Origin of the sequence: Anoxybacillus sp. ST70 (assembly GCF_019553625.1) — a bacterium.
Lineage (GTDB): Bacteria > Bacillota > Bacilli > Bacillales > Anoxybacillaceae > Anoxybacillus > Anoxybacillus gonensis.
Genome location: NZ_JAHZOF010000006.1, coordinates 25,804 through 41,984, shown reverse-complemented (window position 1 = coordinate 41,984; position 16,181 = coordinate 25,804). Strand labels below are relative to the sequence as shown.

Annotated in this window: 26 protein-coding genes; 21 read left to right on the top strand and 5 right to left on the bottom strand. The window is 38.0% G+C overall.

Features of this window, described 5'->3' with window-relative positions; genetic code table 11:
• The first annotated feature begins 25 nt into the window (after positions 1 to 25).
• From K1I43_RS09450 to K1I43_RS09425, 6 genes are all read left to right on the top strand, one after another.
• The gene (locus K1I43_RS09450; protein WP_009361292.1) at positions 26 to 166 is read left to right on the top strand and encodes a hypothetical protein; all 141 of its coding nucleotides are present in this window, start codon (positions 26 to 28) and stop codon (positions 164 to 166) included.
• A gap of 52 nt (positions 167 to 218) precedes the next feature.
• Positions 219 to 734 carry a peroxiredoxin family protein gene (locus tag K1I43_RS09445; protein ID WP_009361291.1) on the top strand — a complete coding sequence of 172 codons (516 nt, stop codon included), beginning with the start codon at positions 219 to 221 and terminating at the stop codon, positions 732 to 734.
• Positions 735 to 814: 80 nt separating this feature from the next.
• The gene (locus K1I43_RS09440; protein ID WP_009361290.1) at positions 815 to 946 is read left to right on the top strand and encodes an FbpB family small basic protein; all 132 of its coding nucleotides are present in this window, start codon (positions 815 to 817) and stop codon (positions 944 to 946) included.
• A 34-nt stretch (positions 947 to 980) separates the two neighbouring features.
• On the top strand, positions 981 to 1,124 hold the full coding sequence (locus K1I43_RS09435) for an acid-soluble spore protein N (RefSeq protein ID WP_003396082.1): 144 nt from the start codon (positions 981 to 983) through the stop codon (positions 1,122 to 1,124).
• Positions 1,125 to 1,249: 125 nt separating this feature from the next.
• Complete coding sequence (tlp, locus tag K1I43_RS09430) at positions 1,250 to 1,474, top strand: small acid-soluble spore protein Tlp (RefSeq protein ID WP_009361289.1); 225 nt, start codon at positions 1,250 to 1,252, stop codon at positions 1,472 to 1,474.
• Positions 1,475 to 1,576: 102 nt separating this feature from the next.
• The gene (locus K1I43_RS09425; RefSeq protein WP_019417703.1) at positions 1,577 to 1,996 is read left to right on the top strand and encodes an acyl-CoA thioesterase; all 420 of its coding nucleotides are present in this window, start codon (positions 1,577 to 1,579) and stop codon (positions 1,994 to 1,996) included.
• An 18-nt stretch (positions 1,997 to 2,014) separates the two neighbouring features.
• On the opposite strand, the gene K1I43_RS09420 is transcribed toward K1I43_RS09425, so the two are convergent.
• Positions 2,015 to 2,302 carry a HesB/YadR/YfhF family protein gene (locus tag K1I43_RS09420; protein WP_009361287.1) on the bottom strand — a complete coding sequence of 96 codons (288 nt, stop codon included), beginning with the start codon at positions 2,300 to 2,302 and terminating at the stop codon, positions 2,015 to 2,017.
• A gap of 164 nt (positions 2,303 to 2,466) precedes the next feature.
• On the opposite strand from K1I43_RS09420, the gene K1I43_RS09415 reads away from it, so the two are divergent.
• The 8 genes from K1I43_RS09415 to K1I43_RS09380 all read left to right on the top strand — a co-directional run bounded on the left by K1I43_RS09415 (position 2,467) and on the right by K1I43_RS09380 (position 8,244).
• Entirely contained in the window at positions 2,467 to 2,601 is a 135-nt protein-coding gene (locus K1I43_RS09415) for a hypothetical protein (RefSeq protein ID WP_255572031.1), read from the top strand.
• 22 nt (positions 2,602 to 2,623) lie between these two features.
• Positions 2,624 to 3,562 (top strand): magnesium transporter CorA family protein, encoded by a 939-nt coding sequence (locus tag K1I43_RS09410; protein WP_009361285.1) that lies wholly within the window; start codon positions 2,624 to 2,626, stop codon positions 3,560 to 3,562.
• Positions 3,563 to 3,706: 144 nt separating this feature from the next.
• Positions 3,707 to 5,143 carry an NAD(P)/FAD-dependent oxidoreductase gene (locus tag K1I43_RS09405; protein WP_136260197.1) on the top strand — a complete coding sequence of 479 codons (1,437 nt, stop codon included), beginning with the start codon at positions 3,707 to 3,709 and terminating at the stop codon, positions 5,141 to 5,143.
• A gap of 108 nt (positions 5,144 to 5,251) precedes the next feature.
• Complete coding sequence (gene bioB, locus K1I43_RS09400; protein WP_009361283.1) at positions 5,252 to 6,241, top strand: biotin synthase BioB; 990 nt, start codon at positions 5,252 to 5,254, stop codon at positions 6,239 to 6,241.
• A gap of 83 nt (positions 6,242 to 6,324) precedes the next feature.
• Complete coding sequence (locus K1I43_RS09395) at positions 6,325 to 6,519, top strand: hypothetical protein (RefSeq protein WP_009361282.1); 195 nt, start codon at positions 6,325 to 6,327, stop codon at positions 6,517 to 6,519.
• Positions 6,520 to 6,754: 235 nt separating this feature from the next.
• Positions 6,755 to 6,928 (top strand): YozD family protein, encoded by a 174-nt coding sequence (locus K1I43_RS09390; RefSeq protein WP_009361280.1) that lies wholly within the window; start codon positions 6,755 to 6,757, stop codon positions 6,926 to 6,928.
• 89 nt (positions 6,929 to 7,017) lie between these two features.
• Positions 7,018 to 7,788, top strand: coding sequence for a sporulation protein (locus tag K1I43_RS09385; protein WP_136260196.1), 771 nt, complete (start codon positions 7,018 to 7,020; stop codon positions 7,786 to 7,788).
• 132 nt (positions 7,789 to 7,920) lie between these two features.
• Positions 7,921 to 8,244 carry a YodL domain-containing protein gene (locus K1I43_RS09380; protein WP_168707717.1) on the top strand — a complete coding sequence of 108 codons (324 nt, stop codon included), beginning with the start codon at positions 7,921 to 7,923 and terminating at the stop codon, positions 8,242 to 8,244.
• Between the two features lie 99 nt (positions 8,245 to 8,343).
• Here the strand turns inward: K1I43_RS09380 and K1I43_RS15690 are convergent, their stop codons facing one another.
• Entirely contained in the window at positions 8,344 to 8,469 is a 126-nt protein-coding gene (locus K1I43_RS15690; RefSeq protein ID WP_019417697.1) for a hypothetical protein, read from the bottom strand.
• A gap of 81 nt (positions 8,470 to 8,550) precedes the next feature.
• Between K1I43_RS15690 and K1I43_RS09375 the strand changes: the two genes are divergently transcribed.
• From K1I43_RS09375 to K1I43_RS09365, 3 genes are all read left to right on the top strand, one after another.
• Positions 8,551 to 8,916 (top strand): hypothetical protein, encoded by a 366-nt coding sequence (locus K1I43_RS09375; protein WP_009361277.1) that lies wholly within the window; start codon positions 8,551 to 8,553, stop codon positions 8,914 to 8,916.
• A 109-nt stretch (positions 8,917 to 9,025) separates the two neighbouring features.
• Positions 9,026 to 9,730 carry a purine-nucleoside phosphorylase gene (deoD, locus tag K1I43_RS09370; protein WP_009361276.1) on the top strand — a complete coding sequence of 235 codons (705 nt, stop codon included), beginning with the start codon at positions 9,026 to 9,028 and terminating at the stop codon, positions 9,728 to 9,730.
• Positions 9,731 to 9,791: 61 nt separating this feature from the next.
• Entirely contained in the window at positions 9,792 to 10,601 is an 810-nt protein-coding gene (locus tag K1I43_RS09365) for a M15 family metallopeptidase (RefSeq protein ID WP_136260194.1), read from the top strand.
• A 1-nt stretch (position 10,602) separates the two neighbouring features.
• Here K1I43_RS09365 and K1I43_RS09360 read toward each other — a convergent pair whose 3' ends face one another.
• Together K1I43_RS09360 and K1I43_RS09355 are read right to left on the bottom strand one after the other, a co-directional pair.
• Entirely contained in the window at positions 10,603 to 10,875 is a 273-nt protein-coding gene (locus K1I43_RS09360; protein WP_019417695.1) for a hypothetical protein, read from the bottom strand.
• A gap of 132 nt (positions 10,876 to 11,007) precedes the next feature.
• Entirely contained in the window at positions 11,008 to 12,318 is a 1,311-nt protein-coding gene (locus K1I43_RS09355) for a Na+/H+ antiporter family protein (RefSeq protein WP_026011676.1), read from the bottom strand.
• Between the two features lie 227 nt (positions 12,319 to 12,545).
• Here K1I43_RS09355 and K1I43_RS09350 point away from each other — a divergent pair, with 227 nt between their 5' ends.
• The 4 genes from K1I43_RS09350 (at position 12,546) to K1I43_RS09335 (ending at position 14,700) form a co-directional block, all read left to right on the top strand.
• Positions 12,546 to 13,424 carry a cation diffusion facilitator family transporter gene (locus K1I43_RS09350; protein ID WP_019417693.1) on the top strand — a complete coding sequence of 293 codons (879 nt, stop codon included), beginning with the start codon at positions 12,546 to 12,548 and terminating at the stop codon, positions 13,422 to 13,424.
• Between the two features lie 20 nt (positions 13,425 to 13,444).
• On the top strand, positions 13,445 to 14,344 hold the full coding sequence (gene rarD, locus K1I43_RS09345; protein WP_019417692.1) for an EamA family transporter RarD: 900 nt from the start codon (positions 13,445 to 13,447) through the stop codon (positions 14,342 to 14,344).
• Between the two features lie 106 nt (positions 14,345 to 14,450).
• Positions 14,451 to 14,555, top strand: coding sequence for a YjcZ family sporulation protein (locus K1I43_RS09340; RefSeq protein WP_009361270.1), 105 nt, complete (start codon positions 14,451 to 14,453; stop codon positions 14,553 to 14,555).
• 25 nt (positions 14,556 to 14,580) lie between these two features.
• Complete coding sequence (locus tag K1I43_RS09335) at positions 14,581 to 14,700, top strand: YjcZ family sporulation protein (RefSeq protein WP_019417691.1); 120 nt, start codon at positions 14,581 to 14,583, stop codon at positions 14,698 to 14,700.
• 28 nt (positions 14,701 to 14,728) lie between these two features.
• Here K1I43_RS09335 and K1I43_RS09330 read toward each other — a convergent pair whose 3' ends face one another.
• A complete protein-coding gene (locus K1I43_RS09330) occupies positions 14,729 to 16,069 on the bottom strand; it encodes an MATE family efflux transporter (RefSeq protein ID WP_019417690.1) in 1,341 nt (446 codons plus the stop codon).
• Positions 16,070 to 16,181: the final 112 nt, after the last annotated feature.

Genomic DNA, 16,181 nt, shown 5'->3' with positions numbered 1-16,181 from the left:
CATGTATAAAAAGGAGGGGAAAGCGATGGGACGAACAAAATTAGGAAATGCCAATGCGCAACGAAACAATAACGCAAAACAAAAAAACGACTTCAATAATGAGTTTGCTTCATATGCTGAAGTTGAAGTAAAAAAAATGAGCAACGAGCATAAAAATATTCGATAAGGCGCGCATATGCGCCTTTTTTTAAGATGAAAAATCGAAGGGCGGTATGTCGATGAAAAAGTGGCTCGCTATTATTATTTTATTTAGTTTTTTTGCATACATGCTTTGGGAACATATAACGGAAAGACAAACGATCGCAACCGGTATTCATATTGGAATGAAGGCACCGGACTTTTCTTTGCAAACGATTGATGGAAAAGTCATTCAACTTTCGCAATTGCGTGGAAAGGCAGTTATTGTGAACTTTTGGGCAACGTGGTGTCCACCTTGTCGCGCAGAAATGCCGGATATGCAAACGTTTTATGAGCGTTATGAAAAACAAATAGAAATTGTAGCCGTCAATGTGATGGTGAGAGATTCGAAAGAAAAAGTGAATCAGTTTGTAAAAGATTATCGTTTAACGTTTCCGGTTGTGCTAGATGTTGATGGACATGTCATGAAGCAATATGATATTCAACCGATTCCGACGTCGTTTATTATCGATCGACAAGGCATCATTCGTGAAAAGCAAATCGGTCCGATGTCGTATGAACAAATGGTGCAATATGTAGAGAAATGGGGGAAATAGCCGAGGAATCGGCTATTTTTTGTATATTTGTCATTATGTTTGGAAAAGATAGAAAAAAACAAAAAGTAGGTGAATACGTAATGAGGAAAATAAGAAAACGGACATTTGCAGAACTCGTGATGGAAAATAAACGACAACTATTAAACGATGCGAGGGCATTAGAAAAATTGGAAGAGAAAATGGAAACACGTTGGCTTCATAAAGCAGAGTAATATAGCCATACTATAAGGGAGAGGGGGATGAAAAATGGGCAATCCAAAAAGTAATCAACAACCATTTGTACCACAACATATCGGTACGAAGCCAAGAGCAGCAGGTGGCAATAAAGGAAAGCAAATGCAAGATCAATCTGGTCAACATCCACAAGTCATTCAAACGAAGGGCGAATAAGGGCGAATATTCGCCCTTATATAGTTTACATAATTAGATTATGATAAACAATAAAGTTTGTATAACATGAAGAAAAACGTGCACGATAAAAGTGTACATTTTACTTTTACAAGGAGGATGATAAAATGAAGCCAAATTATGATGATCGTCGTGACAACGTAGAAAAATTACAGGACATGGTACAAAACACGCTTGAGAATATTGAAAGAGCAGAAGAGACGATGGCGTTCGCTAGTCCAGAGGAGCGTGAAAAAATTAGGGAAAAAAATCATCGCCGTGAAGAAGCAATTGAGGCGATGCGAGCAGAAATCAAAGATGAAGCAAGAGCTCGTGAAAGAGGATATGAATGATAAAAGCCGCATACGTGCGGCTTTTTGTATGCTCTGTTTACATGTTCTTATGTATGGTACAATAAAAAAATAAATTATTGTTATTTCGGAGAGTGAGAACGAATGATGATTTCACAAAAAGAAATTGAAGTGCGTTACGCAGAAACAGATCAAATGGGGGTTGTTTACCATGCCAATTATTTAGTTTGGTTAGAAATCGGACGAGCCCATTTTATTCAACAACTTGGTTTTCAATATGCTGATATGGAGAAAAGGGGAATTGTGTCTCCGGTTATTGATTTGCAAATTTCTTATAAAAAGCCTTTACGCTATGGAGAGACAGCCACTATTAAAACGTGGGTAGAGTCATATGACGGCATTCGGGTTGTTTATGGGTATGAAGTGTTAACGCCAACAAATGAAATCGCAGCAACAGCAACTTCAAAACATGTTTGCGTGTCGAAAGAAACGTTTCAACCTGTTTTAATCAGAAAATATTTTCCTGATTGGCATGAAGCGTATGAACGGGCAAAAAAAAGATAAAAGCGGGCCATCCCGCTTTTATCTATATGTAAATATTGGCTCGTTTCGTTCTTCGTCAAACTCAATATGCAAATCATGGTCATCAAAATACCACGTATCGTTTTGTTCAATAAAAAAGATAATTCCTTCTTTTTCTAATTTTACTGCAGCGTCGATCGGGCTTTCTTTATTCACTCCTAAAGAAAAACCTTTTTGTACGGTGCTACATCCACCGTATCGAGCAAAAAAACGAACGTAGTCTCCACGCTGTAGTTGCAGTTCCTCTTTGTACCATGCAAATGCTTCGTCACACATGTATATGTTCATTGTATTCACCATCCTTCACACATGATTATAAAATAACGAGAAATATTTTTCTATTTTGCGCACTCATTGTGAGAAAAAATGAAAAAGGAACTATACAAATGGTGGCAAAACATGTATCATTAATGCGTAATGAACGTAAAAGCGAAAGGAGTGACGTTTCCGTTATGAGCAGGGCGAGTACAAATGAACCAGAACCAGCAATAATAGGGGAAGTCGTTTCGTTTTTTTTCGCTGGGACGTACTGCTCACGAACGAAACAGACGCTCCAACGACAAAAAAGCGGTGCTTCCCTTTTGTAGAGAAGATAAGGGGGGTTACGCCATGATGAACATTTATTTATCTAATGAGCAAGGAAAATTAGAAGAAATTCACGAGTTGAAAAATGGCTGTTGGGTTAATCTCGTCTCCCCAACGGAAAGTGAAATTCGCTACATTTCAGAACATCTGAACATTCCGATTGATTCTATTAAAGATGCGCTCGATGATGAAGAGCGTTCACGTATTGAAAAAGAAGATAATCATGTATTAATTATCGTCGATATCCCAATTATTACGTACGATGAAGGGAACATTCCAACATATGAAACCATTCCAATTGGAATGATTATTACAAATACATGCTTTATTACTGTATGCCTCCAAGAAAATCCGATTTTTGAAGAGTTTACGAAAAGTAAGGTAAAAAATTTTTATACGTATATGAAAACACGTTTTGCCTTACAAATGTTATATATGATTTCGACGTATTATTTAAGATATTTAAAACAAATTAATCGCAAAACGAGTGAAATTGAAAAGCAGCTACATCAATCGATGCAAAATAAAGAATTGTTTTCGTTGCTTAGTTTAGAAAAGAGCCTCGTTTATTTTACAACATCATTAAAAGCGAACAATATTGTGATGGAACGGCTGCTTCGCTTGAATTATTTACGGATGTATGAAGATGATCAAGAGTTGTTAGAAGATGTCATTATTGAAAATAAACAAGCGATTGAAATGACAGAGGTGTATAGTAGCATTTTAAGCGGAATGATGGATGCATTCGCTTCTGTCATTTCGAACAATTTAAACATTGTAATGAAATTTTTAGCTGCTATTACGATTGTTATTTCTTTTCCAACGATGGTGACAAGTTTTTACGGAATGAACGTTCCGATTCCGTATCAAGACAAGCCATATGCGTATTTAGTTGCTTTAGGAATCTCTTTCGTTCTTTCAAGTGTGACTGCGTTTGTTTTTTGGAAGAAACGTTATTTTTAAAAGGACGGTACATGCCGTTCTTTTTTTGTACAAAACAAACACGAACATTTATTGTTTTTTTTAAAAAAAAGATCGTTTTTTATTGACTGTTTATGTCCTATTTAGTATATTAACATTCGGAAAATGAAAGGTGAGGGATGAATAATGAACAATCGTTATGATGTGATCGTTGTTGGAGCTGGTCCGACAGGGATTTTTACTTGTTATGAATTAACGTTAAAATTACCGGGTGCACGCGTGCTACTCATTGATAAAGGACACGATATTTATAAGCGAAACTGTCCCATTTTGCAAAAGAAAATCGAAAAATGCCCACCGCCAGTTGGAAAAAAAGATTATGCTGGATGTCTACCTGCTTGTTCCATTACAAATGGATTTGGAGGAGCTGGGGCTTATTCAGACGGGAAGTTTAACATTACGAGCGAATTTGGCGGATGGATGACGGATTACTTACCTGCCTCGACAGTGTTACAACTTATCCGATATGTTGACGAAATTAATTTAAAACATGGCGCCACTCAGTCTCTGACTGATCCGCTGACAGATGAAGTGAAGGAAATAGAAAGACGCGCTTATGCGGCTGGGTTGAAACTTCTGCGCGCGCAAGTTCGCCATCTTGGTACAGAACAAAACTTACAAATTTTAAAGAGTATATATGAATATTTACGAACGCATATTGATATGGTGTTTAAAACCGAAGTGAGCGACATTTTAACCGAAACAGTCGATGGCATGAATCATGTCAAAGGAGTTCAACTAAAAAACGGAGATATGCTATATGCCAATCGTGTCGTCATTGCTCCTGGGCGTGATGGATCAGCTTGGTTATCGAACATATTGAAACGTCGCGGGTTGAAAATGATCAATAATCAAGTTGATATTGGTGTTCGTGTTGAAACGTCTAACGTAGTAATGGAAGAAATTAATACACATTTGTATGAAGGGAAGTTTATTTTTAACACATCCGTTGGAACACAAGTTCGAACGTTTTGTAGTAATCCGTCTGGGCATGTTGTTGTCGAGAATCATTCTGGTATTATGCTCGCGAACGGCCATGCATATAAAGATCCGAAGCTAGGAAGTAATAATACAAACTTTGCTCTTCTTGTATCTCATAAATTTTCTGAGCCATTTGATCAGCCGAACGAATATGCACAGCAAATTTCTCGTTTAGCGAATGCGTTATCTAACGGTGGGATTATTGTGCAAAAATATGGGGATATTTTGAAGGGAAGACGTTCAACCGAAAAACGAATGAAAGAAGGATTTATTGAACCAACGTTAAAAGAAGCTGTTCCAGGGGATTTAGGTCTCGTTCTTCCATATAACACGATGAAAAGTTTAATCGAAATGACAGAAGCGTTGAACAAAGTTACTCCAGGTATTGCTTCAGAACATACGCTCTTTTATGGGGTAGAAGCAAAGTTTTATTCCGCACGTCCGAAATTAACCGAACGTTTTGAAACAGAAATTTCAGGGTTATATGTCGGAGGAGATGGTGCTGGAATTACGCGCGGACTGGCACAGGCTGGGGCATGTGGGGTATGGATTGCTCGACATATTGTAGAAACGTATAGCTAGCGAGACGTTCTCGCTAGCTTTCTTTTGTTAACTTATATAAAAATAATGTTGACATATATCTTTTGATCGAATACGATTATTGGTAATTAGAAGTAAAGGGGGAGAACAATGGATTGGTTATTGCTCGCGGATCGTGTATTAACAGGGGAGGAAATTACAGATGATGAAGCGCTCTCGATATTAAATTGTCCAGATGATGAACTATTGTTATTACTACAAGGCGCTTATCGCATTCGTCAAACGTATTACGGAAATAAAGTGAAATTAAATATGATTATGAATGCAAAGTCAGGATTGTGCTCCGAAAATTGTGGATATTGTTCACAATCTTCCATATCTACTGCCTCGATTCCGACATATAAAATGGTAAACAAAGATACGATTTTACAAGGGGCAAAACGAGCGTATGAAGCGAAAATAGGAACATATTGTATTGTCGCAAGCGGAAGAGGTCCGAGTGATAAAGAAATAGATGTTGTTGTATCTGCGGTGAAAGAAATTAAAGAAACATACGGTTTAAAAGTATGTGCTTGTTTAGGGATATTAAAACCAGAGCAAGCGTTGCGATTAAAAGAAGCAGGTGTGGATCGATACAACCATAACATTAACACATCGAAAGAGCATCATCCGCACATTACGACTTCCCATACATACGATGATCGGATACGGACGGTAGAAACGGTCAAAGAAGCAGGGATGTCTCCATGTTCTGGCGTCATTATCGGTATGAAAGAAACAAAACAAGATGTCATTGCGATGGCGAGAAGCTTAAAAGCACTAGATGCGGACTCGATCCCTGTCAATTTTCTTCACGCAATTGATGGAACGCCGTTAGCAGGGACAAAAGAATTAAATCCTCGCTATTGTTTGAAAGTGCTCGCGCTGTTTCGTTATATTCATCCAACGAAAGAAATTCGCATTTCTGGGGGGCGAGAGGTAAACTTGCGTAGCTTGCAACCACTCGGTTTATATGCTGCCAACTCCATCTTTGTTGGAGATTATTTAACGACAGCCGGACAAGAAAAACACGCTGATTTTCAAATGCTTGAAGATCTCGGATTTGATATTGACTTTGCACCAGCATCTTATGCGATATAAAAAAGCCGACGTTTTGTGTCGGCTTTTTTATATGTACATATACTATTACTAATTACGATGTTCAACGTTGGAGTGAAGTTCATGTGATATCAAGAAAATTTGAAAATGAGCGGTTGCGTCGAAAACAAGAAGAAAAAGAGATTATTGACGGTTTATTAGATATTTATAATGACTATAAATGGTTGTACGAACAGTTTGGCGATGAACAGTATGAACAAATGATGGAGCAAATCGTCGAGCAGTTGAAAAAGTTTACGAGACGGAAACGACGCGAATGAAATTTATATACATTGCCATAACACGTATATAAAATAAGGAATGCAAAAAAAGAGCACGCCATAAAAGAGTCCATTCGTGATCGTTTCCATCCATTGATCAATTTGTTCGTCCATAAGCTTGTCCTCCGTTTCTTTTTACTTTCAACGTATGTGTACATAGTGGCAAATATACATAAAAAAACGGATGACATAAATGAATAACTTTTTCATAACATAATACAAAGGGGGCGATATTGTGAAAGAAATTGAAGTAGTCATTGATACGGAAGAAATTGCGGAGTTCTTTTACAATGAACTTGTTCGGCGAGGCTTTGTCCCAACAGAGCGTGAAATTGAAGAAATGGCAGATATTATGTTTGATTACTTGATTGAAAAATGTATTATTGATGAAGAGATGATTGATGAATAAAGCGACGGTTGTTCCGTCGTTTTTTATTTGAAACATTTTTTCGTTTCGTTCGTATAACGTATAGAATGAAAAATAAAGGAGGCTGTTTTATGGGGCTATTTAATAAAGTATTAGCAAGTATTGGAATTGGTTCTGCTAAGGTGGATACGAAGTTGCATGAATCACAACTATCACTTGGTGAACGGATTACAGGAGTTGTAGAAGTTACAGGAGGAAATGTAGATCAAGAGATTGATGATATATACTTGTCTCTTTGTGCTACATATACAAAAGAAGTAGATGATCGCAAAGTAACGAAGCAAGCCATTATTGAAAAGTGGAAAATTGCCCAATCATTCGTTATTCGTGCTGGAGAAAAGAAAGAATTTCCGTTTTCTTTTTCCCTTCCGCTTGACACACCAATTACAGTAGGAAAAACAAGAGTGTGGTTACACACAGGACTTGATATTAAAAATGCTGTCGATCCGACAGATGAAGATTACATTCGTGTTCAACCTAATCGGATGATGAACGAAGTATTTCGAGCGATGGAAAACTTAGGATTCCGATTAAAAGAAGCAGAATGCAAAGAAGCGGCTTATTATGTTCGGAAAAACCTCCCTTTTGTTCAAGAGTTTGAGTTTGTTCCAACGAGTGGCGAATTTCGTGGGAAACTTGATGAAGTAGAAATGATTTTTTTCCCACATACACCACAAGAATGTGAATTACTTATTCAAGTGGACCGACGAGCGCGTGGGCTAGCTGGTTTGTTTGCAGAAGTGCTTGATTTAGATGAAACTTTTGTTCGTGTTACTATTCATGAGCAACATATTCAAACGTTACAAACGGATCTTGCTGCACTCATTCGACGATATGCTTAAAGGATTGGGGACTCCCAATCTTTTTTTATGCAAATTGTATGATTTTATATATTCGACAAAAATAGTAAAAAAATGCAAAAGGAATCGACAAAGCGAATCGCTAATACATACGTAAAGAAAAAAGAGGGGTGGATGTTAGTGATTCGCATGCTTATGGGGAAAATATTAAAATCAATACAAAGCTATGATGTAACGTTATTTCAAACTCCGCAATTTGGCCAAACGAAAGGATATCGTCAAGTATATCGGCTGACGGTGAGTGGAGAAGATCACGATGACGTATTAGCTGAAGTTTATCGAATGTTTAATGTTCCAGATTTAGTACCGAAAGATTATCGTGCGCGATATGTGAGTACAGGTGATATATTGCTTATTGATGAAGGAATATACGGTCAATTTTTTTATCGTTTAAGCTCGGATGGATGGGAACGTATTCACCGTATGCATGTGCGTTAAAAAATGTCTTTAAATGTTCACAAAATTGTGCTATATTGTATATAGACAATTAGCACAAGGTTAGAGTATGATAAAAAATTCCCCTTGTGCACAAGGGGATTATTTTTTTCGTTTCTCGGCACTATACTCTTTATCGTGTGCTTCAGCTTCAGCAATTAACGTATCTTTTGGAACATGATTGTTTTTTTTCGGACTATTGATACGGTTGCGATGTTTTTTTCCCAATCGTAACCCTCCTTTACATGTAGTTACATCCATTAACATCGACAAGAACATAAAAAATATACATACGGGGTGGGAAAAGCGATGTTTGCATTTATGATTTCTTCGATTGTCGGACTTATTGCTATTTTTTGTTCTTTGTTTATTAAGTTTGAATTAGAGCGGTTGATTGGGCGGAGAAAGAAAATTTTCTTCCTTCATTTCGCAAATATTAGTATCACTAACGTCGTTATTGCAAGCGCTTACTATGTGTTCAGCGGAATGTTTGAAACGAACGCACATCCATTTTATCTTATATATTTAGCGTCTTTAGAAGCAATGTTGCCGATTTACGTTGTTTGCTATTTAATATATGAACATTATGAGCAAGCGAAGAAAAAATATATCGTGAGTGAAGATAAAAAAGTTTTGTATGTAAAACCGAAGTATTTTCGAAAAATATCGTCATAAACACGAGGGAATTTCCCTCTTTTTTTTATACATGAAAAACAATGCTTTAGCGAAACATAGGAGTGTGATATAGTATATATGTAGCGATAAAGGCTAAAGGAGGATACATATGAGTGTTCATATTGGTGCAAAAGAACATGAAATTGCGGATAAAATTTTACTTCCTGGAGATCCGCTTCGCGCAAAGTACATTGCAGAAACGTTTTTAGAGGGAGCTACTTGTTATAATCAAGTTCGCGGTATGCTTGGGTTCACGGGTACATATAAAGGCCATCGTATTTCCGTTCAAGGAACAGGTATGGGTGTGCCATCTATCTCTATTTATATTACAGAACTGATGCAAAGCTATAACGTTCAAACATTAATTCGTGTCGGAACGTGTGGGGCTATTCAAAAAGACGTAAACGTTCGTGACGTCATTTTAGCGATGGCATCGTCAACCGATTCCCAAATGAATCGTATGACGTTCGGAGGAATTGATTACGCTCCAACGGCCAACTTTGACTTGCTGAAAACAGCATATGAAATTGGAAAAGAAAAAGGATTGCAATTAAAAGTTGGTAGTGTATTTACAGCTGACATGTTTTATAATGAAAATGCACAATTTGAAAAGCTAGCACGGTACGGTGTACTGGCGGTAGAGATGGAAACAACAGCGCTTTATACGTTAGCCGCTAAATTTGGCAGAAAAGCTTTGTCCGTCTTAACGGTAAGCGATCATATTTTAACAGGGGAAGAAACAACAGCTGAAGAGCGCCAAACGACATTTAACGAAATGATCGAAGTGGCGCTTGAAACAGCCATTCGTCAATAAATGAAAAAGCTCCTGCGGCTCATTCCCCGCGGAGCTTTCTTCTATTGTGAGGGAGAAAAAGATGAAAAAATGGTTATGTTGTTTTTTGATCATCATGAGTGGCTGTCAATCCTTTGGATCACTTGAGCAAGAACAAAAACCGTCTAAGCCTCCTGTCCAAGTTGAGCAGCCGGCACCATCTTCTGAGACACCGACACCCCCTTCCGAACAACAGGAACAAGAGGAGCTTGTACTTGAAGAACGTTTTTGGAATCAAATTGAAGTGCAAAACGGGGTAAAAGTGATTATGAATCCAGATAACGTACTTGCCTTAGTAAATAAAGAACAACAGTTACCGGCTGACTACAAGCCGGCTGACTTAGTCATTCCAAATGTTCCGTTTACGTTTAAAGAAACGGATGTTGAAAAACGTCACATGCGGGCAGAAGCTGCCAAGGCGTTGGAAGAAATGTTTACAGCAGCGAAAAAACAACAAGTGATATTATATGCTGTGTCAGGCTATCGTTCATATGAGAGGCAACAACAATTATTTACATCTGAAGTTCAACGATTAGGGAAAGAAAAAGCGGTTGTTGCCGTTGCGATGCCGGGAAAAAGCGAACATCAAACGGGGTTAGCAATGGACATTACAAGCCCGAGTGTTCAATATGCGATTACGCCTGCATTTGGCGACACAAAAGAGGGGAAATGGGTAGCCCAGCATGCGCATGAATTTGGCTTCATTATCCGCTATCCAAAAGGAAAGGAACATATTACAGAATATCAATATGAACCTTGGCATTTACGCTATGTTGGGAAAAAAGTGGCCAAAGTCATTTATGAGAAACAAATAACGTTAGAAGAATATTTTCAAATCGTAAAGAAAATATGACTTATACACACTTGAGTACGCAATATTGTTCAAATACATGCGCTAACTTTTTAGATACGTAAATGTATAATTCCGATTGGTATACAGCGGTTAGCGCTTGTCGTAAATGCAACTGTTTAACAAATAATTCGATTTGACGTTTGGCATACTTCATTGCTTGATGTTGTGAAATAATTTGTTTTTTCTTAATTTTTAATTCGATTTCTGTCAATAGTGAGATGGAGAAGCGAAGGATCGCTGCCTCTGTTTGACCGATGAATTGCGAAAGCATCATTTCCATCCTCCTTCGTGTTTACAAAACTGAAATATACTTTACAATACATTAACATATCTTTTTTAAAAAAAGTGTCGGAATGTGCGATGAAATTTCGACAAAAAAGGAGCTACAGTGAAAAGTAGCTCCTTTTTATAAAATCATGGCTGCGATCCATGCGAAAATAATGACCGGAATGTTGTAATGAATAAACGTTGGGACGCATGTATCCCAAATGTGATGATGCTGACCATCCACGTTTAAACCCGATGTTGGACCGAGTGTGCTGTCTGAGGCAGGTGATCCTGCATCACCAAGTGCACCAGCAGCGCCAATAATCGCAATGGTTGCCATTGGGCTAAGTCCAAGCTTTATGCAAAGTGGAACGAAAATGGTTGCGATAATTGGAACAGTAGAAAACGAAGAACCAATTCCCATCGTGACAAGCAGTCCGACAATTAACATAAGCAATGCGCCTAGCGCTGTGTTATGGCCAATAAGGGAAGCTGCTTGTTCAACCAGTTTCTCAATATGTCCCGTTTGTTTTAATACATTCGCAAACCCTGAAGCACTTAACATGACAAACCCAATAAACGCCATCATGCGCATGCCTTCTGTCAATAAACGATCGCCTTCTGTTAAACGAATACATCCGCTTAAGTAGATGACAACTATTCCTGCAAACGCCCCAAAAATCATAGAGTCAAGAACAAGTTGAACGGTTAAAGCAGTAATGACAGCGACGATCGCAAACCATACTCCGCGTTTTTGAAACGATTGAGATTCTTCGCTTTCTAGTTGTATTTGTTTATATGTGCGCGGTTTTCGATACGTAAAAAAAGCAAGCAGTAAACCAACAATCATTCCAAGCGAAGGGAAAAACATCGCTTTTGGAATATCTGATTTTGCAACAACCAACCCGCCTTGAGCCATGTTTGATTGTACAATGTCATGAAAAATAGCCCCAAATCCAGTCGGTAACCACATATATGGAGTAATTAAACCGAACGTAGTGATTGATGCGACTAACCGACGATCCACATGCAACTCATTTAAGATGTGCAAAAGTGGCGGAATCAAAATAGGAATAAACGCAATATGGATTGGAATTAAGTTTTGTGAAAAACATGACATGAATAAGATGACGAGAAGAACAAGTGCTTTGGAATATTGCTTTCTTTTTGACTCCCCTTGTTTTCCGACCATTTTTATAATCATATGAACAATGGCGTTTGGTAAGCCAGTTTTCGAAATGGCAATCGCAAATCCACCTAACAACGCATAACTTAAAGCGACTTCCGCGCTGTTTCCTAATCCTTCTGAAAACACTTCAACGGTTTTAGAAAGACTGAGATTTCCAATGAGTCCTCCTACTAATGACGCGATCAATAACGAAAACACGACATTCATACGCAATAAACTAAGAATCAGCATGACGAGTACTGAGATGACAACAGCGTTCATAATTGTGACCTCCAAAATACTTTAGTTTGATAAATTGGTAGAGTGATGAAACACTAAACAATCTATCATATGTATGAATCGTTCGTCAACAATAAATTTGGTCTAAGGCAATGTTATTGCATGTTTCCTACTGTTCTTCAATGAACCAATTTTGTTGCTATAGACCCACACGATATACGCTTGGTACAATGATAACGCAAAAAATGACGAAGAAGTTGGTGGAACAGATGACAAAGATGAAACCTGAATTTGGGGCGTGGGTGAGCATCGGCTCTTATATCGTTTTATCTTTTGGAAAGTTATACGTCGGATATATGTCAAATTCAGAGGCATTAAAAGCCGATGGATGGAATAACTTCACAGATATTCTTGCCTCTACCGCTATTTTAATTGGATTGCTTATTGCAAAAAAACCACGCGATGACAACCATCCATACGGTCATTCACGCGCGGAACATATTTCATCTTTAATCGCAGCGTTTATTATGATGTCGATCGGAGTGGATGTATTGATAAATGCTGTGCAAACGTTGAAGGAAGGGGAGTATGTCAAACCAGATTGGATAGCGGTATGGACAGCAGGTACTTCAGCTGTATTTATGTTTTTTGTATATATGTTTAACAACCGCTTAGCGATAGCTACAAATAGTCAAGCACTTGCTGCTGCTGCGAAAGACCATTTATCCGATGTGCTCGTTAGTGTAGGAACAGTTGTTGGGGTCATTGGTGCTCAGCTACATATGCGTTGGCTTGATCCTGTTACCGCTTTTGTTATTGGATTTATGATTTGCAAAACAGCATGGGATATTTTTAAAGAAGCATCCCATACGTTGACGGATGGGTTTGATGACGAAATGTTAAAGCAATATAAACAGGAAATTGAGCGTATTGACGGTGTGAAGCAAGTAGTAGATATTAAAGGAAGAATGTACGGTAATGAAGTTGTCATAGATGTTACGATTTCTGTTGCCCCGTATTTGAATGTTGTAACAAGTCATGACATTGCAGATCAAGTTGAGCGTTTGCTCGAACAAAAGTATGGAGTTGTCTACGCCCACATTCATATTGAGCCGTATGAACAAGAGTATGTTTTTCGTGGGGACTGAGATGAGAGAGGAGTTATAAAATGGAAAATAGAACAATTGGAGTTGTTTACGCCCTATCTGCTTACGTACTATGGGGAATATTACCTTTATATTGGAAATTACTTCAACATATCGGGGCAGAAGAGATTTTATCTTATCGGATTGTCGCTTCTTTTTTATTTATGATTGTGTTGTTGTTTATTCAAAAAAGCTGGTCTACGTTTTTGCATACGTGTCAATGGTTGTGGAGAGAAAAAAAGCGAGCAGCCGCTTTCGTTACGGCTGCGGTGCTTATTAGTATGAATTGGTTTATTTACATATGGGCTGTTAATCACGATCATATGGTTGAAGCAAGTCTAGGCTATTATATGAATCCGCTATTAAATGTTTTATTAGGTGTGATTGTGTTAAAAGAGCGTCTGTACAAATGGCAAGTTGTCTCGTTTATTTTAGCTGCTTTTGGTGTTGTGCTCATGACGATTGAATACGGTAAATTTCCATGGATCGCGCTGTCGCTTGCTTGCAGCTTCGCGTTGTATAGTCTTGTGAAAAAAGTGATTAAAGTTGATGCAACAATCGGTTTAACAGTAGAGACGATGCTTGTTACTCCTTTTGCACTAGCATGGATTGTTCATTCGTTTAGCGAATGGTCAGGACCTTCTTTTTCATTGATGACGATGTTGTTGCTTGTTGGTGCTGGACCAGCGACTGCCTTGCCTCTCTTATATTTTTCGAAAGGGGCACAGCATATATCATTAACTCTTTTAGGTTTTTTACAATACATCTCTCCAACATTAAGTTTGTTGCTCGGTGTGTTTTTGTTTCACGAGCCGTTTACAAATGCACACATGTATGCATTTAGTTGTATTTGGACGGCTTTGCTTTTATTTTCACTTTCTAGTACATGGGAGAAGCGAAAAGAAAAATCGTTGAACATGTAGCGCCTGTCTCGTGAACAGGCGTTTTTTTCACCCATTTTTTTTTAAAACGATAACGTTTTACTTAGCGGTTGAATAGGTTGTTAGTACAAGAAGGAGGTGTCAAAAGATGAGTGGAGGACATCATCATGGTAGTGGCTTTGCGTTAATTGTTGTATTGTTTATTTTGCTAATTATTGTTGGCAGTGCTTATATTGGTGGCTGGGGTTATTAATCAACAATAGAGGGGGAAATACGTGATGTACGGATATGGCTATGGCTATGGATATGGTTACGGTTATCCAGGATACGGGAAAACATTTGTGCTTATCGTCGTATTATTTATTTTGTTAATTATCGTCGGTGCAGCTTGGTGCTAAAGAGCAAGAGGGAATCCCCCTCTTGCTTTTATGCATGTTTCCATTTTTGGATTAATCGTATAAATAATAATATGGCGCCGGAAGCTAAACCAGCAATAAGGCCGAGCCAATACCCAAACGGCCCAGCGGCTGTATAGTGAGTGAATACGTATCCAACCGGTAAACCAATTAACCAATACGATACGAGTGCAATAAAAAATGGGAAGCGAACGTCTTTGTATCCACGTAATGCCCCTTGAATAGGTGCTGCAACGGCATCAGAGAATTGGAAAAATAGAACGTATAACAAAAAACGCTTCGTCCATTGTAAAACAAGTGCATCATTCGTATATAGGGAAGCAATCGCTTCTCGAAACAGCAATAGGACGATAGAGGCAACAATAGCCATCATCACAGCAGAAGAAATACCGATGATACAGTAACGCTTCGCGTGCTCGAACCGCTTCGCTCCTACTTCAAAACCAACAATAATGGTTAAAGTAAGGGAAACGCTTAATGGAATCATATATAAAAGGGAACCGAAGTTGAGCGCTGCTTGATGAGCTGCAATCGTGGCTGTTCCAAATTGACTCATCAACAAGGTAACAGCCGAGAAAATGCTCGTTTCGAAAAAGATAGCTAATCCAATCGGTGTACCGATGAAAAATAATTGTTTCCAAATAGAAAATGATATCGGATGAAGCTTTTTTAGTATATTGTATGTTGCGAAAGGTTTACGAAAGCGAACGAGTAAAAATGCACATAGCAATAAGCACCAATACGTTATGCTTGTGGCGTATCCTGCTCCTACTCCACCGAATGCAGGTATACCCCATCGTCCGAAAATAAATATATCATTCAATAAAATGTTTAATGGCAACGAGCATAGCGTTAACATCATTGTTACATTCGTTCGACCAAGTGCATCGATAAATGAACGAAGAACATGATAAATAAAAATCGGGACGATACCAATACATAATGCTTGTAAATATTGATAAGCAACGATTTGAACATTATGTTCGATCGGCATGTTTTCCAATAAAATAGGAACGAAAAAATAAATGAGCGTAAACACAAAGAAAGCAAAGACGATCGCTAAGTATATTGCTTGTTCAACGGTTCGAGAAATACGCTCGTGGTCTTTCGCCCCGAAAGCTTGAGCAACAATAGGGGTTAGACCGGTTAATATACCTCCGATTCCTGTAAATGTAGCGATCCAAATGTTTGAGCCAATCGCTACACCAGCTAAATCAACTGCGCTATATTTCCCCGTCATCGTCACATCAAAAAAGTTCATCATATATAAACTGATTTGTGTAAGAAAAATAGGAAATAATATATGTAAAAACTGCTTTATTTTTTCTTTTACCGTATATGTTTCTTTCATCTGTTCCTCCAAATAACATATGAAAAATGTAAACAAACGATATTATAACATATCATTTTCATATATTCATGGATAATCCTCTTGCTTTTCATGTTAAGTTTTGTTACATTAA

Excerpts from the sequence above, each read along its gene's own strand:
- K1I43_RS09450 (WP_009361292.1), top strand. The coding sequence starts at position 26 with ATGGGACGAACAAAATTAGGAAATGCCAATGCGCAACGAAACAATAAC.
- K1I43_RS09445 (WP_009361291.1), top strand. The coding sequence starts at position 219 with ATGAAAAAGTGGCTCGCTATTATTATTTTATTTAGTTTTTTTGCATAC.
- K1I43_RS09440 (WP_009361290.1), top strand. The coding sequence starts at position 815 with ATGAGGAAAATAAGAAAACGGACATTTGCAGAACTCGTGATGGAAAAT.
- K1I43_RS09435 (WP_003396082.1), top strand. The coding sequence starts at position 981 with ATGGGCAATCCAAAAAGTAATCAACAACCATTTGTACCACAACATATC.
- tlp (WP_009361289.1), top strand. The coding sequence starts at position 1,250 with ATGAAGCCAAATTATGATGATCGTCGTGACAACGTAGAAAAATTACAG.
- K1I43_RS09425 (WP_019417703.1), top strand. The coding sequence starts at position 1,577 with ATGATGATTTCACAAAAAGAAATTGAAGTGCGTTACGCAGAAACAGAT.
- K1I43_RS09420 (WP_009361287.1), bottom strand. The coding sequence starts at position 2,302 with ATGAACATATACATGTGTGACGAAGCATTTGCATGGTACAAAGAGGAA.
- K1I43_RS09415 (WP_255572031.1), top strand. The coding sequence starts at position 2,467 with ATGAGCAGGGCGAGTACAAATGAACCAGAACCAGCAATAATAGGGGAA.
- K1I43_RS09410 (WP_009361285.1), top strand. The coding sequence starts at position 2,624 with ATGATGAACATTTATTTATCTAATGAGCAAGGAAAATTAGAAGAAATT.
- K1I43_RS09405 (WP_136260197.1), top strand. The coding sequence starts at position 3,707 with ATGAACAATCGTTATGATGTGATCGTTGTTGGAGCTGGTCCGACAGGG.
- bioB (WP_009361283.1), top strand. The coding sequence starts at position 5,252 with ATGGATTGGTTATTGCTCGCGGATCGTGTATTAACAGGGGAGGAAATT.
- K1I43_RS09385 (WP_136260196.1), top strand. The coding sequence starts at position 7,018 with ATGGGGCTATTTAATAAAGTATTAGCAAGTATTGGAATTGGTTCTGCT.
- K1I43_RS09380 (WP_168707717.1), top strand. The coding sequence starts at position 7,921 with ATGTTAGTGATTCGCATGCTTATGGGGAAAATATTAAAATCAATACAA.
- K1I43_RS09375 (WP_009361277.1), top strand. The coding sequence starts at position 8,551 with ATGTTTGCATTTATGATTTCTTCGATTGTCGGACTTATTGCTATTTTT.
- deoD (WP_009361276.1), top strand. The coding sequence starts at position 9,026 with ATGAGTGTTCATATTGGTGCAAAAGAACATGAAATTGCGGATAAAATT.
- K1I43_RS09365 (WP_136260194.1), top strand. The coding sequence starts at position 9,792 with ATGAAAAAATGGTTATGTTGTTTTTTGATCATCATGAGTGGCTGTCAA.
- K1I43_RS09360 (WP_019417695.1), bottom strand. The coding sequence starts at position 10,875 with ATGATGCTTTCGCAATTCATCGGTCAAACAGAGGCAGCGATCCTTCGC.
- K1I43_RS09355 (WP_026011676.1), bottom strand. The coding sequence starts at position 12,318 with ATGAACGCTGTTGTCATCTCAGTACTCGTCATGCTGATTCTTAGTTTA.
- K1I43_RS09350 (WP_019417693.1), top strand. The coding sequence starts at position 12,546 with ATGACAAAGATGAAACCTGAATTTGGGGCGTGGGTGAGCATCGGCTCT.
- rarD (WP_019417692.1), top strand. The coding sequence starts at position 13,445 with ATGGAAAATAGAACAATTGGAGTTGTTTACGCCCTATCTGCTTACGTA.
- K1I43_RS09340 (WP_009361270.1), top strand. The coding sequence starts at position 14,451 with ATGAGTGGAGGACATCATCATGGTAGTGGCTTTGCGTTAATTGTTGTA.
- K1I43_RS09335 (WP_019417691.1), top strand. The coding sequence starts at position 14,581 with ATGTACGGATATGGCTATGGCTATGGATATGGTTACGGTTATCCAGGA.
- K1I43_RS09330 (WP_019417690.1), bottom strand. The coding sequence starts at position 16,069 with ATGAAAGAAACATATACGGTAAAAGAAAAAATAAAGCAGTTTTTACAT.